This is a genomic window from Streptomyces sp. NPDC042100, assembly GCF_055582325.1.
In genome coordinates this window covers 270342-282270 of the sequence record NZ_JBVJDK010000001.1, presented here as the reverse complement: position 1 = coordinate 282270, position 11929 = coordinate 270342, and the positions used below count along the sequence as shown (strand labels likewise).

Sequence of the window (11929 nt, the reverse complement as noted above, 5' to 3'; positions counted from 1 at the left end):
GAGGGTCAGCGGGTCAGCGGGTCAGCGGGTCAGCGGGGTTGCCTCGGCCGTCACGCGGGTCAGTTTGTGCGGGTTGCGGACGTAGTACAGGCCACCGACGCGGTCGTCCTCGACGCGGACCGCCATGACGCCGTCGAGCTCGCCGTCGGTGCGGATGAGGAGCGCCGGGTTCCCGTTGAGCAGGGTGGGCTCGCAGGTGACCGTGACACCCGCCTTCGCGGAGCCGCCGAGGTAGAGGCGGGTGAACTTGTCGGCGCCGACGATCGGGCGGACCGCGGCCTGGCGGATGCCGCCGCCGTCGCTGAGCACCACGACGTCGGGGGCGAGCACGTCGAGCAGCCGCTGCGGGTCCCGGCTCTCCAGCGCCTGCTGGAAGGAGTCCAGGACCGCGCGGGCCTGGCGGGCGCTCACGGTGGTCCGGGGGCGGCGGGCGTCCACGTGCTTGCGGGCGCGGTGGGCGATCTGGCGGACGGCGGCCGGGGTCTTGTCGACGGCGGCGGCGATCTCGTCGTACCCGACCTCGAAGACCTCGCGGAGCACGAACACGGCCCGCTCGGTGGGCGACAGCGTCTCCAGGACCAGCAGCAGCGCCATCGACACGCTCTCGGCGAGCTCGACGTCCTCGGCCACGTCCGGGGTGGTGAGCAGCGGCTCGGGCAGCCACTGCCCGACGTACGCCTCGCGGCGGCGCTTCATGGTCCGCAGCCGGTTGAGGGCCTGCCGGGTGGTGATCCGGACCAGGTAGGCGCGCCGGTCCTCGACCCGCTCCAGGTCCACCCTGCTCCAGCGGAGCCAGGTCTCCTGGAGGACGTCCTCGGCGTCGGCGGCCGAGCCGAGCATCTCGTACGCGACGGTGAAGAGCAGATTGCGGTGCGCGACGAAGGCGTCCGTCGCGGTGTCCCCGTGGTCGTTCATGATCACATCCTGGGTGTCGGGCCACATGGCGCGCTAGCCCTTGCGGGCCGGGGCCGGAGTCGCCGTCGCGGCGGCCCGGAGCGCCTTCGCGCGGGCGGGGCCGCCCGAGCCGGCGTGCAGGCGGTACGAGCCGGGCCGGCGGCCCTCCTTGGCCAGGTGCTCGGGGACGACCGTGCACACGGTCTCCTTGAGCTTCGCGCCCAGGACGCCGCCGACGTGGAACCACACGGCCTGGTCGTCGCGGTTGGCGAACTGGAAGATCCCCGCGCCCCGGCCGAGGCTGACGCACTGGGCGGCGAAGTTCTGGTTGAGCGTGGCGGGCCGCTCGCCGGCGAGCCGGCTGAGGACCGTGTCGGCGGCCCGCGCGCCCATCGGGATCGCGGCCTGGCAGCTCATCCGCAGCGGCACGCCCGAGGGCGCCGCGGAGTCCCCGGCCGCGATGACGCGGTCGTCGTCGACGCAGGCCAGCGTCTCGTCCGTGAGCAGGCGGCCCAGCGCGTCGGTGGCGAGCCCGCTGCGCGCGGCCAGGTCCGGCACGCCGAAGCCGGCGGTCCAGACGGTCAGCGCGCCCGGCAGCGCGCGCCCGTCGGCGAGCGTGACGCCGTCCTCGCGCACCTCGGCGACCTTGGTGCCGGGGCCGTCGACCACGGTGACGCCGAGGGCGGCCAGCCGCCTGGCGACCGAGCGGCGGCCGCGCCGGTGCAGGTACGGGCCGAGGGCGCCGCCGCAGACCAGGGTCACCGGGCGGCCCGCCTCGGCCAGTTCGGCGGCCGTCTCGATGCCGGTCGGCCCGGCGCCGACGACGACGAGCGGGGCGGTCGCGGGGACGGCGTCGAGGGCCGGGCGCAGCCGCTCGGCCTCCTCCAGGGTGCCGATCGGATACGCGTGGGCGGCGGCCCCGGGGACCTCCGGGTCGGCGCTGCCGCTGCCCACCGCGTACACCAGGTAGTCGTACGAGAGGCTGCCGCCGCCCGCCAGCCCGACGCTCCGGCCGGGGGCGTCGATCCGGGTCGCGGAGTCGACCACCAGCCGGACCCGCTCGGCCAGGACGTCCTCGTAGGCGATCACGGCCGGGTCGCTGCCGCCGACGAGCTGGTGCAGGCGGACCCGGTGGACGAAGGAGGGGCGCGGGTTGACCAGCGTGACGGTGACGTCCTCGCGGGTGGTGAGGCGGTTGGCGGCCATGACGCCGGCGTAGCCGCCGCCGATGACGACGACGTGGGGGGCGGCGGGGGCGGGGGCGGGGTGCGCGTTCATGGTGGCTCCTCCGTGGTGGGCGGTTCGGACACAGGACACCGGGCGGGCCCGTCCTGTGACACCGTGTGGCCCGGCTCACATCCCCGGCCCCCTTCGCCCGCCCTGAACGGAACGTTCCAGTCGATCGGCCGGGCGGGAGAATGCTCCAACTCGGAACATTTCCCGCGTCCTCGCAGGCCAGAGCGTCCTTCACGGTTGAACGTCCGGCGCGCCACGCCCGGGCGCCCGCTCCCCTCCGCGACCGCGCACCCGCCCCGAGCTGCCCGAACTACCGGTCGGTAGGCCGTCGTTCGCACGTGCGGCCGGAAAGCGGTGAGCGGGTGTGCGATCACCCTCCGCGTCGGCGAGACTCCCGTCCGTATCCGAACTCACACGCGAAGGGACACCCCCGTGCGTTACTTCCGTACCCTGGGCGCCACCGCGCTCGCCAGCACCACCGGCCTCGCCCTCATCGCCACCGCGATCACCAGCGACGCCGAAGCCGAGGCCGCTCCCGCCGGGCTCTACCCGCCCTCGGCGCTCGTGCTCACCGTCGGCAAGGGCGAGCGCGCCGCGACGGCCACCGTGGACCGCGCGGTCACCCTGGTCTGCTCCCCCACCCCCGGCGGCACCCACCCGGCCGCCAAGGAGGCGTGCGCGGAGCTGGTGACGGTCGGCGGCGACCTGTCGCGGCTCGCCGGCGGCTTACCCGGCGAGCGCCCCTGTACCCGCGAGTGGGACCCGATCGTGGTCACCGGCGCCGGGGTCTGGCGGGGCAAGCGGGTGAACTGGACGGCCCGTTACGGGAACGCGTGCGAGCTGCGGGAGAAGACGGCCGAGCGGTCGGTCTTCGCCTTCTGAGACCACCGGTGAGCGCGTACGCGCGGGAGGCCGGACCCCGGGTCGGGGTCCGGCCTCGTCGGCACGCGGGGCGGCGCGCTCAGGCGCGCCCAGGCGTCCTCAGGCGTCCTCAGGCGTCCTCAGTAGGAGGAGTAGGTGTTGAAGGCGTCGCCGACCCAGGTGGCGAAGTACGGCGAGCGCATCTGGGTCGGGGCGGTGGCGCTGTCCACGTTGCTGTTCACGCCGTTGACCCAGCCGCTGTAGTAGACGTTGTCGTCCTTGCCGAAGATCCAGGGGCCGCCGCTGGAACCGCCGGTCATGTTGCACGGGATCTTGATCTGGTCGGCGACGGACCCGCTGCGCTGGGAGCTCGTGGCGCCGCAGAAGTACTGCCACTGGCCGTCGAAGGGCGGGGCCTGCGGGTAGCCCATGGCGGTCACGTACCGGTCCTTGGACTGGTTCCACTGGAGGCCGAGTCCGCCGACGGCGTTGACCAGTTCGCCGCTGGAGTTGGGCGAGGTGATGACGATGCCGAGGTCGTAGCCGAAGTTGCCGCTCTGGGTCCAGCCGTTGAAGGCGACCAGGGTCTCGGCCGACCAGGTGCCGTAGGGGCGGTTGCCGTGGTCGAAGTACGGCACGAACTGCCAGTTGGAGTTCCACGACTGGCCGGGGCCGCCGTGGACGCAGTGCCCGGCGGTGAACACCATGTTCTTGTTGGTGCTGTTGACCGCCGAACCGGAGCAGACGTAGTCCTTGCCGTCCGAGCCGGTGAAGAAGACCTTGCCGACGACCTGGGTGGCGCTGACCTTGATCCCGATCCCGCCGGGCGCGGGCGCGCCGCCCGCCACCGGGTCGGAGCCGGTCGTGGCGGGCCCGGTGGGCTGGCGCGGGGGCGCCGGGACGGCGGAGGCGCCTCGCGGGGCGCGGCCGGCCGGCTCGGCGGGGACGGCGCGGGCCATCCGCTCGGGGGTCCAGTACCCGGCGAGCCGCGCGGACTCGGTGCGCGGCACGGTGTGTTCGACCGCGGCGGCGGGCGCTTGGGCCGCTGCGATGGCGGTCGTGGTCGTCGCGGTCGTGGCGGTCGTGGCGGTCGCGGTCGTGGGAACCAGGAAGAGGGCTACGGCGGCGGCGAGGCCGGCCGCGAGGGAATGCCTGCGTCTGTGGCGTATGCCCGACACGTGTACACCTCGATCTCCGTTGCTGGCATGGACACGTAATGCTGTGCAGGTGCCGGAAAGGGCGTCAACGGAGCCCGCGCGGGTATGGCCTGTTCCTGGGACAGCGCGGCCGGTTATGGGGGCTGACCTGGGGTGTTGGCCTAGACCTGGGAGCGGCCCGGGACAGGCCCTAGGCTCGTGCTCTCCTGCCGCTTTTGAGGAGACGTCACGTGATCAAGCTCGCTTCCGCCACCACGCCCCCGCTGCTCGTCGGCGCCACGCTGGCCTCGTCGGTCAGCGTCGCGCAGTCGGTGTTCTGGGAGACCGTCGACCAGCTCTGGTACGTCTGCCAGCCGGACGGCACGCCGGAGGACATGGACCGGGTCACCGTCTCCCGGCTGACCGTGGACGGCGCCCTCCTCGACAAGATGCACATAGGCCGGTCCGGGCACGGGACCGGACTCTGCGTCGAGCGGACCGCCGCCGGGGTCCACCTGTGGGCCGGCTCCACGCCGAGCGGCGGCTGGGCCACGGCGCTCGCCCGCATCCCGTACGTGCCGGACGGCACCGCCGACGCCTCCGACCCGGCGGTCGTGCGCACCCCGCGCTCGGGTGTGTACCGGGTCTCCGCCGCCATCGACCCGACCCGCAACGAGCTGGTCTTCCGCTGGCAGTCGAACAACACGGCCTCGCCGTCGGCGGTCGGCGGCATCGACGCGTACGACCTCGGGCTCGCCGCCACCGGCATGTTCTCGCGGGTGCGGTCGACGAACTTCGAGGCGAGCGGGAAGACGCTCCAGGGCTTCACGAGCCTGGGCGACCGGCTCTACTTCCTGTACGGGGACCAGGCCGTCGACAACTTCCTCGTGACCTGCGTCGACTGGGCCTCCGGGGCCGTGCTCCAGTCCCAGCCCGTCACCGCCTTCCCGGGCATCGCCTACCGCGAGCCCGAGGGCATCTGCGTGTACGAGGACACCCTGGCCTTCGGGATCGCCGGACGGCCGGACGGGGTGCGCCAGTTGAACGTGGCCCGCTTCCCGCACCCCGGGACGAACCCGTGGGTGGAGATCCCGTACGACATCGCGGCCTACACCCCGAACAGCGCCAACTACAAGCCCCAGTACAGGATCGCGGGCGACCAGGTGCACCTGCACTTCGCGATGGACAAGAAGAACGGGACCGCCTGGGCGCAGGGCGAGGTGCTGTTCACGCTGCCGCTGCGGGCGCGGCCGAACCGCACCCAGCGGCTGCTCGGCGTGGTCAGCGGCGGCGCCGTCAACGGCGACACCATGGCCGTGCGCTTCGAGGTCGCCCCCGACGGCAAGGTGACCATCTGGGACGAGCGCAGCCTGATCGGCTGGGTGGGCGCGGACGTCAGCTTCTGGGTCTGCTGACGCCCTCGGCCGGCCCTCCGCCGCCCTCGGCACGGTCCGGGGCGGCCCCCGGCGGGAATCGCCGGACCCGGGCAGGCCCTAGCGGAGGAGGCCGTCGAGGAGGGCGGCGGCCTCGGTCCGCGTGCGCTCGTCCGTGTGGCCCGGCTCGGCGAGGGCCAGCGGGCGGGGCAGCGCGGTCGCCGAGGGGTGCACGACCGCCCCGTACCGGCCCGGGCGGACCCGGCGGGCGCGGACGTCCTCCTCGGTCGCGTACGTGACGTCGTACCCGGCCTCCTCCAGCCAGCGGGCGGTGCTGGCGTCCGTGCCCAGCGTCCCGGGCATCCCGAGGCCCGGGTAGGGGCGGCGGCCCGCGTAGCTCAGCGGGACGACGGCCAGCACGTCGGAGCGGCGGGCGGGCTCGCGGACCACGAACGGCGTGTAGGCGCGGCGCCCTTCGGGGGTGGTGAGGACGGCCAGGAAGAGGCCGGAGGTCCAGTCGGCGGGGATCCGGGTCCGCCAGGTGCGCCCGTCGGCGGGGACCTCGGGCACCGTGCGCAGGTGGCGGGCGCGGTCGCCGCCGTAGTGCCCCAGCCGGTAGAACGCGACCTCGCAGGTGCCGCCGGCCCGCGCGGAGACGCGCAGCGCGAGCTCCTGGCCGGGCTCCACCGAGGCGGCGAGCGCGTACCCCTGGATCTCGGGGCGGCGCTCGTCCACCCCGCAGGTCTCGCCGCTGCCGACGGTCCACGCGTCGGAGCCCGCCGCCAGGTTCTCCCGGACGGTGGGGTTGTCGCCCGTGTGCGGGCCGGCCGGGGGCAGCGGCCCGGCGGCGGCCGTGCCGGGGGTCGCGACGGCGAGCGCCGCGGAGGCGGCACCGGCCGCGAGCAGGACCGTACGGCGGGCGAGCTGCATGGGGACCTCCGGGTCCGGCGTCACTGATCGCGCTGACGCCCCGACGGCGCCCGCCGGTGATCTTATAGACCCGGCGCCGGGGTCTGCCGGGATGTCAGGACGGCTTCCAGGAACGGCTCGACGGCCTCGCGCCAGGCGTCGGCGTGCTCGTAGTGCAGGAGGTGCCCGGCGTTGGGGATCTCCGCGTACGCCCCGCGCGGGAGGACGCGGACCATCTCCTGGGCCTCCGCGCGCCCCAGCTCGCCGTCCAGGCCGCGCACGACGAGGGTGGGACAGCGGACCTGGGCGAGGGACTCCCAGTGGGCGTCGTGGACCCAGGTCTCGCGGGAGGTGAGCATCTGGGCGGGGTCGAAGACCGGGCGCCAGCCGTCGGGGCGCTCGGCCATCACCTCGGCGAAGAACTCGCCGCGGGCCGGGTGCGGCCGCTCGACCCAGGGGTCGGCGTCGCCGAACCAGGCGCGGACGGCGTCCAGCGAGGCGAAGGGGACGGGCCAGCGGCGGAACCAGTCCTGCCACTCGCGCTGGGAGGCGGCGCCGAGGGCGGAGGCGCGCATGTCGCAGATGACGAGGGCGCGGACGAGGTCGGGGCGCTCGGCGGCGAGCTGCCACGCGGTGAGGGCGCCCATGGAGTGCCCGACGAGGGTGACGGGGCCGAGGCCGAGGCGCTCGACGACGGCCGCCGCGTCGGCGACGTACGCCTCGCGGGTGAAGGGGCCCTCGGCGGGCTTCTCGCTGCCGCCGTGGCCGCGCTGGTCGAGGGCGACGGTGCGGTGGCCGAGGCCGAGGCGGGTGGCGGCGCGGGTCCAGTGGGCGGCGTGGCCCATCAGTCCGTGGAGGAGTAAGACCCCGGAGCCGTCGGCCGCCACGGGGGCGGTGTCCTCCGTGAAGTCCCAGGCCACCAGGCGTACGCCCCCGGCCCCGGTGACGTCGAGTCGTCGCACCATGCTGCTCGGCACCCCCTCTTTCCCTTGGAACTGCGCCAGACTATCGAACCCGTATTCGAAAATGCGCTGCTGCCGCTCAACACCCCTCGTTCGAGTGACAACGCTCAAGGATTGGCGGGCGCGGCCGAGGGGAGATCTTCAGCGGGAGGCGGACCGCTCGGGGAAAACGGTCCGTGGGGAACGACCCTGGGAGCTCGGGGCTCCGGGTCGACACAGGGGAGGACGGGCCCCGGCGCCGCACGGCGCCGGGGCTCTTCGTCGCGGTGGCGCGCTGCGCATGAAGGCCGGCCCTCATACCCCCAGCGTGGCACGCGCGGGGGCGGGGGCGTGGCGATTCCGCCGTGAAACGGGCCCCTGGGGAGGGGGCGGGCAGAGGGGAAGCGGAGGGGAAGGGGCCGTGAGGGGCGGTACCGCCCCTCACGGCCCCCACGGCCCACGGCCCCTCGGCTCAGCGCTTCGCCACGAAGACGTGCGCCGCCACCTCCGCGTCCAGCTCCGCCGCCTCGCCGCTGCTGCCCACCAGGACGCCGCCCGGGGACTCCGTCACCGAGACGACCGATCCCGGCTGCACGCCGGCCCGGCGCAGGGTGTACATGAGCTGGGCGTCCGTCTGGATGGGCTCGCCGATCCGGCGGACGATCACCGTCTTGCCCTCGCCGCCCGCGTCCAGGTCGGCCAGCGAGACCATCGAGTCGTCCAGGAAGGACTCCGCCTCGGCCTTCTCGCCCAGCTCCTCCAGGCCCGGGATCGGGTTGCCGTACGGCGACTCCGTCGGGTGGCGCAGCAGCTCGAGGACCCGGCGCTCCACCGCCTCGCTCATCACGTGCTCCCAGCGGCACGCCTCCGCGTGGACCTGCTCCCACTCCAGGCCGATCACGTCGACGAGCAGGCACTCGGCGAGCCGGTGCTTGCGCATCACGCGGGTGGCCAGGCGGCGGCCCTCCTCCGTGAGCTCCAGATGGCGGTCGCTGGCGACGGCCACCAGGCCGTCGCGCTCCATCCGGGCCACGGTCTGGCTCACGGTCGGACCACTCTGGTCCAGCCGCTCGGCGATCCGGGCACGCATGGGGACCACACCTTCCTCTTCGAGCTCAAGGATGGTGCGGAGATACATCTCCGTGGTGTCGATCAGTCCGGACATACGTGCCCCTCGATGAGTCGTGCGCTGGCCCTGCACCAATTCTGACGCATCACACCGACAACCGGGGCGCGCCCGGGTGAGGCGGTATTGACAGAGCAATGGTCCAGACCGCACCGTGATCGGCGACCACGACGAGAAGGAGCCGCCGCCATGGGCGAGAGCAAGCTGGCCGGACAGTTCTTCGACGCCGCGATCGGCCTGCTCCAGAAGGTGCGGGACGAGGAAGCGGACGCCGTCGCCGAGGCCGGGGCGGCCATCGCGGAGGCGGTCGCCGCGGGCAACCGGCTGTTCGCCTTCGGCGCCGGCCATTCCTCGCTCGCCGCGCAGGACGTCGTCTACCGCGCGGGCGGCCTGGCCCTGATGAACCTGCTGGCCGTCCCGGGCGTCGTCGGCGTCGACGTGATGCCCGCCACCCTCGGCTCCGCCCTGGAGCGCGTGGACGGCCTGGCCGGCGCGGTCCTGGACTCCTCCCCCGCGCGGGCCGGCGACGTGCTGATCATCATCTCGCTCTCCGGGCGCAACGCGCTGCCGGTCGAGATGGCGATGAACGCCCGCGCCCTCGGCCTCACCGTGATCGGCGTGACCTCCGTGGCGTACGCGACGGAGACCCGCTCGCGGCACGTCTCGGGGTCGTACCTGAAGGACCACTGCGACATCGTGCTCGACTCCAAGATCGCCGTCGGCGACGCGGAGCTCACCCACGAGGGCATCGAGGCCCCCTTCGCCCCCGCCTCCACGGTCGTCACCAGCGCCCTCATGCAGGCCACCATGGCCGCCGCCGCCGAGGACCTGGTCCGCCGCGGCATCGAGCCGCCGCTGCTGCGCTCGGGCAACGTGGACGGCGGGCACGAGTGGAACGGGCGCGTGATGACGGAGTACGGGGACCGGATCTTCTTCCGGCACTGATCTTCTTCCGGCGCTGAGCGGCGGGGAACCCGTGAGGGGGTGGTGGCGAGGACTCGCCACCACCCCCTCACGGGTTCCGTCAGGTCCCGGCCGCGTCCAGCGCCGCCGCCACCCGGCCCGCCACCGTCTCCGCGTACACCGCGTCGTCCCGTTCGAAGGCGGGGCGGGACGGGGAGCGGAGGAAGGTGGCGACGCCCAGGGTGCGGGCGCGGGCGCGGAGGGGGACGCACAGGGCGTGGGCCATGCCGGGGGGCCACAGGTGTCCGGCGGACCAGTCGGGTGCCGTGGGTGCCGTGGGCACCGTGCGGGGCTCGGGGGGCGCGGGGAACGCCGGGGGTGCTCCCTGGGGCGCCGGGGCCCCCGGGCGGTCCGTGGTGGCGCTCGCGCGGGTCGGGGACGGGCCCGCCAGTGCGCGGAGGGCCGGGTGGGCCGGCGGGTACGGCAGCGGGATGCCGCCGGTCGCCGTGCGGGTCACCGGGCCGGGGGCGCCCGACGGGGTCGCCAGGGCGCGGACCAGGCGCCCGTCAGGGAGGGCGCGGTCGACCAGGACGTGGTCGGCGAAGCCCGCCACGGCGAAGTCCAGGAGGGTCGCGGCGGCCTCCTCCGGGTCCTCGCACTCCGCCGCCGCCGTGCCCGCGCGGTGCAGCTGGTTCCAGCGGAAGCGCAGCCGGTCCGCCTCGCGCTCGGCCAGCCGCGCCTCGGTGACGTCCTGGAAGAGCCAGCCGACGCCCAGCGGGACCGGCTCCGGCTCCTCGGCGAGCGGGGAGGTGAGCCGGACGAAGCCGGAGCGCCAGCAGCGGCGGCGCTCCCCGCGCGGGCCGTCGAGCGTCACCCACAGGTCGGCGGGAGCGGGCGGCGCCCCGGCGGCCAGGACGTGCTGGACGGCGGCCTCCAGCTCCTCGGCGCCCCGGATCACGAGCTCGCCCAGCGGGCGGCCCAGCGGCGTGGTGCGGGCGGTGCCCAGCGCGCGGGCGGCGTAGCCGTTGACGACCGCCGGGCGCAGGTCGACGTCGACCAGGACGACGCCCCAGGGCGCCTCCCCGAACAGGGCCTCGCTGAGCGCGAGGGAGCGCTCCAGGTCGACCTGGACGTGCACCTCGCTGAAGGCGCAGTACACCCCGGCCGGTGCGCCGTCGGGGCCGCGCACGCCGGCCGTCTGGGTGCGGACCAGGACCCGCCCGCCGTCCTTGCGCAGCAACGCGAACTCGTGCACCTGGCGGCCGGGCGCGGTCATCGCCCGCATCAGGCGGGCCAGGGTGTCCTCGGCGTCGGCGCTGCGGGCCGCCCAGCCGTCGAAGCCGCGCCGGCCGACCGCCTCCCCCGCCGACCAGCCGAGGATCCGTTCCGCCTCGCGGTTCCAGTGGGTGACCGTCCCGCCGGCGTCCAGCGCGCACAGCGCGGCGTCCATGCCGTCGAGCAGCGCGGCCAGCAGGTCCGCCCCGGGAACACTCGCCGTCGAAGCACTCATCCGACACCCCCCGGCTCATTCAACTGGAAACGTGACCCAGGACACAGCCCGTTGCGGAAAATAGGTTGAGCGGGCGCGCGGAGCTTCCTATGGTGAAGGCACACGTGAAAGGAGGTGATCCGAAAAAATGGTTTCTTTTCGGACTCGTGAGGTGACTGCGGGCTAAGGCCTGCCGTCGCACTCTTGTGCACCTCGGCAGGCCCTCTGCCGACACCATCGCAGTCACCCGACCCGTGGGCCGCCGGTCAGTCCGGCCGGCTTCCGTCCGAACTGCAGCGGACGGGACCAAGGCCCACGGGTCGTCTGCGTCTCCAGGGACGCGGACGGCCCGATCCGGTCCGACCCGATCCGGTCCGGCCCGGCCCGATCCGGCCCGTTCAGGGCGCCAGGCGCTCGACCCGCCAGGTCTCGGCCCCCGCCTCGCGCACGTACCGCAGGCGGTCGTGCAGCCGGTTCTCGTGGCCCTGCCAGAACTCCACCGCCTCCGGCACCACCCGGAAGCCGCCCCACTCCGGCGGCACCGGCACCTGCTCGCCCTCCGGGTGGCGGGCGGCCAGCTCCTCGTACCGGGCGAGCAGTTCGGCCCGCGAGCCGATCACCGCCGACTGCGGGCTGGCCCACGCGCCGAGCTGCGAGCCGTGCGGGCGGGTGCGGAAGTACGCCACCGTCTCGTCCCGCCCCACGCGCGCCGCGCGGCCGGTCACGACGACCTGCCGGGCCATCGGATGCCAGGGGAAGAGCAGCGAGACGTACGGGTTCGCCGCCAGCTCCCGGCCCTTGCGCGAGCCGTAGTTGGTGAAGAACACGAAGCCCGCCGCGTCGTAGTGCTTGAGCAGCACCGTGCGCGAGGACGGGCGGCCGTCGGGGGTGGCGGTGGAGACGACCATCGCGTTCGGCTCGTGGATCGCCGGGGTCGCGGCGGTCTCCTTGAACCAGCGCGAGAACTGTTCGACCGGTTCGGGTGCGAGGTCCGCCAGGGTCAGCTCCATGGTGCGGTACTGCTCGCGCATGTCGGCGGGATCGAGAGCGTCGGTCACGGG

11 protein-coding genes are annotated in these 11929 nt (G+C 74.4%); 3 read left to right on the top strand and 8 right to left on the bottom strand.

Translation table 11 applies throughout. The annotated features are described in order from the left end of the window. Positions 1-21: 21 nt before the first annotated feature. Positions 22-915 carry an RNA polymerase sigma-70 factor gene (locus ACZ6J5_RS01355; RefSeq protein WP_469386476.1) on the bottom strand — a complete coding sequence of 298 codons (894 nt, stop codon included), beginning with the start codon at positions 913-915 and terminating at the stop codon, positions 22-24. Between the two features lie 33 nt (positions 916-948). Beyond that, positions 949-2172 (bottom strand): NAD(P)/FAD-dependent oxidoreductase, encoded by a 1224-nt coding sequence (locus tag ACZ6J5_RS01350; RefSeq protein ID WP_469386474.1) that lies wholly within the window; start codon positions 2170-2172, stop codon positions 949-951. Positions 2173-2562: 390 nt separating this feature from the next. Between ACZ6J5_RS01350 and ACZ6J5_RS01345 the strand changes: the two genes are divergently transcribed. Further along, positions 2563-3012, top strand: coding sequence for an SSI family serine proteinase inhibitor (locus ACZ6J5_RS01345; protein ID WP_469386472.1), 450 nt, complete (start codon positions 2563-2565; stop codon positions 3010-3012). Between the two features lie 119 nt (positions 3013-3131). Here the strand turns inward: ACZ6J5_RS01345 and ACZ6J5_RS01340 are convergent, their stop codons facing one another. Beyond that, entirely contained in the window at positions 3132-4169 is a 1038-nt protein-coding gene (locus tag ACZ6J5_RS01340) for a trypsin-like serine peptidase (protein WP_469386470.1), read from the bottom strand. A 209-nt stretch (positions 4170-4378) separates the two neighbouring features. On the opposite strand from ACZ6J5_RS01340, the gene ACZ6J5_RS01335 reads away from it, so the two are divergent. Beyond that, complete coding sequence (locus tag ACZ6J5_RS01335) at positions 4379-5542, top strand: phage baseplate protein (protein WP_469386469.1); 1164 nt, start codon at positions 4379-4381, stop codon at positions 5540-5542. Positions 5543-5620: 78 nt separating this feature from the next. Here ACZ6J5_RS01335 and ACZ6J5_RS01330 read toward each other — a convergent pair whose 3' ends face one another. The 3 genes from ACZ6J5_RS01330 to ACZ6J5_RS01320 all read right to left on the bottom strand — a co-directional run bounded on the left by ACZ6J5_RS01330 (position 5621) and on the right by ACZ6J5_RS01320 (position 8515). Next, the gene (locus tag ACZ6J5_RS01330) at positions 5621-6430 is read right to left on the bottom strand and encodes a N,N-dimethylformamidase beta subunit family domain-containing protein (protein ID WP_469386467.1); all 810 of its coding nucleotides are present in this window, start codon (positions 6428-6430) and stop codon (positions 5621-5623) included. 62 nt (positions 6431-6492) lie between these two features. Continuing rightward, on the bottom strand, positions 6493-7374 hold the full coding sequence (locus tag ACZ6J5_RS01325; protein ID WP_469386465.1) for an alpha/beta fold hydrolase: 882 nt from the start codon (positions 7372-7374) through the stop codon (positions 6493-6495). Between the two features lie 448 nt (positions 7375-7822). Beyond that, entirely contained in the window at positions 7823-8515 is a 693-nt protein-coding gene (locus tag ACZ6J5_RS01320; RefSeq protein WP_361165524.1) for a metal-dependent transcriptional regulator, read from the bottom strand. Between the two features lie 150 nt (positions 8516-8665). On the opposite strand from ACZ6J5_RS01320, the gene ACZ6J5_RS01315 reads away from it, so the two are divergent. Next, positions 8666-9421, top strand: a complete 756-nt coding sequence (locus ACZ6J5_RS01315) for an SIS domain-containing protein (protein WP_469386463.1) — start codon at positions 8666-8668, stop codon at positions 9419-9421. Positions 9422-9500: 79 nt separating this feature from the next. On the opposite strand, the gene ACZ6J5_RS01310 is transcribed toward ACZ6J5_RS01315, so the two are convergent. Together ACZ6J5_RS01310 and pdxH are read right to left on the bottom strand one after the other, a co-directional pair. Beyond that, the gene (locus ACZ6J5_RS01310; RefSeq protein ID WP_469386462.1) at positions 9501-10889 is read right to left on the bottom strand and encodes a PAS domain-containing protein; all 1389 of its coding nucleotides are present in this window, start codon (positions 10887-10889) and stop codon (positions 9501-9503) included. A 377-nt stretch (positions 10890-11266) separates the two neighbouring features. After that, the gene (gene pdxH, locus ACZ6J5_RS01305) at positions 11267-11899 is read right to left on the bottom strand and encodes a pyridoxamine 5'-phosphate oxidase (protein WP_469387404.1); all 633 of its coding nucleotides are present in this window, start codon (positions 11897-11899) and stop codon (positions 11267-11269) included. Positions 11900-11929: the final 30 nt, after the last annotated feature.

Coding starts and splice junctions, on each gene's coding strand:
- ACZ6J5_RS01355 (WP_469386476.1), bottom strand. CDS start 915: ATGAACGACCACGGGGACACCGCGACGGACGCCTTCGTCGCGCACCGC.
- ACZ6J5_RS01350 (WP_469386474.1), bottom strand. CDS start 2,172: ATGAACGCGCACCCCGCCCCCGCCCCCGCCGCCCCCCACGTCGTCGTC.
- ACZ6J5_RS01330 (WP_469386467.1), bottom strand. CDS start 6,430: ATGCAGCTCGCCCGCCGTACGGTCCTGCTCGCGGCCGGTGCCGCCTCC.
- ACZ6J5_RS01325 (WP_469386465.1), bottom strand. CDS start 7,374: ATGGTGCGACGACTCGACGTCACCGGGGCCGGGGGCGTACGCCTGGTG.
- ACZ6J5_RS01320 (WP_361165524.1), bottom strand. CDS start 8,515: ATGTCCGGACTGATCGACACCACGGAGATGTATCTCCGCACCATCCTT.
- ACZ6J5_RS01315 (WP_469386463.1), top strand. CDS start 8,666: ATGGGCGAGAGCAAGCTGGCCGGACAGTTCTTCGACGCCGCGATCGGC.
- ACZ6J5_RS01310 (WP_469386462.1), bottom strand. CDS start 10,889: ATGAGTGCTTCGACGGCGAGTGTTCCCGGGGCGGACCTGCTGGCCGCG.
- pdxH (WP_469387404.1), bottom strand. CDS start 11,899: ATGCGCGAGCAGTACCGCACCATGGAGCTGACCCTGGCGGACCTCGCA.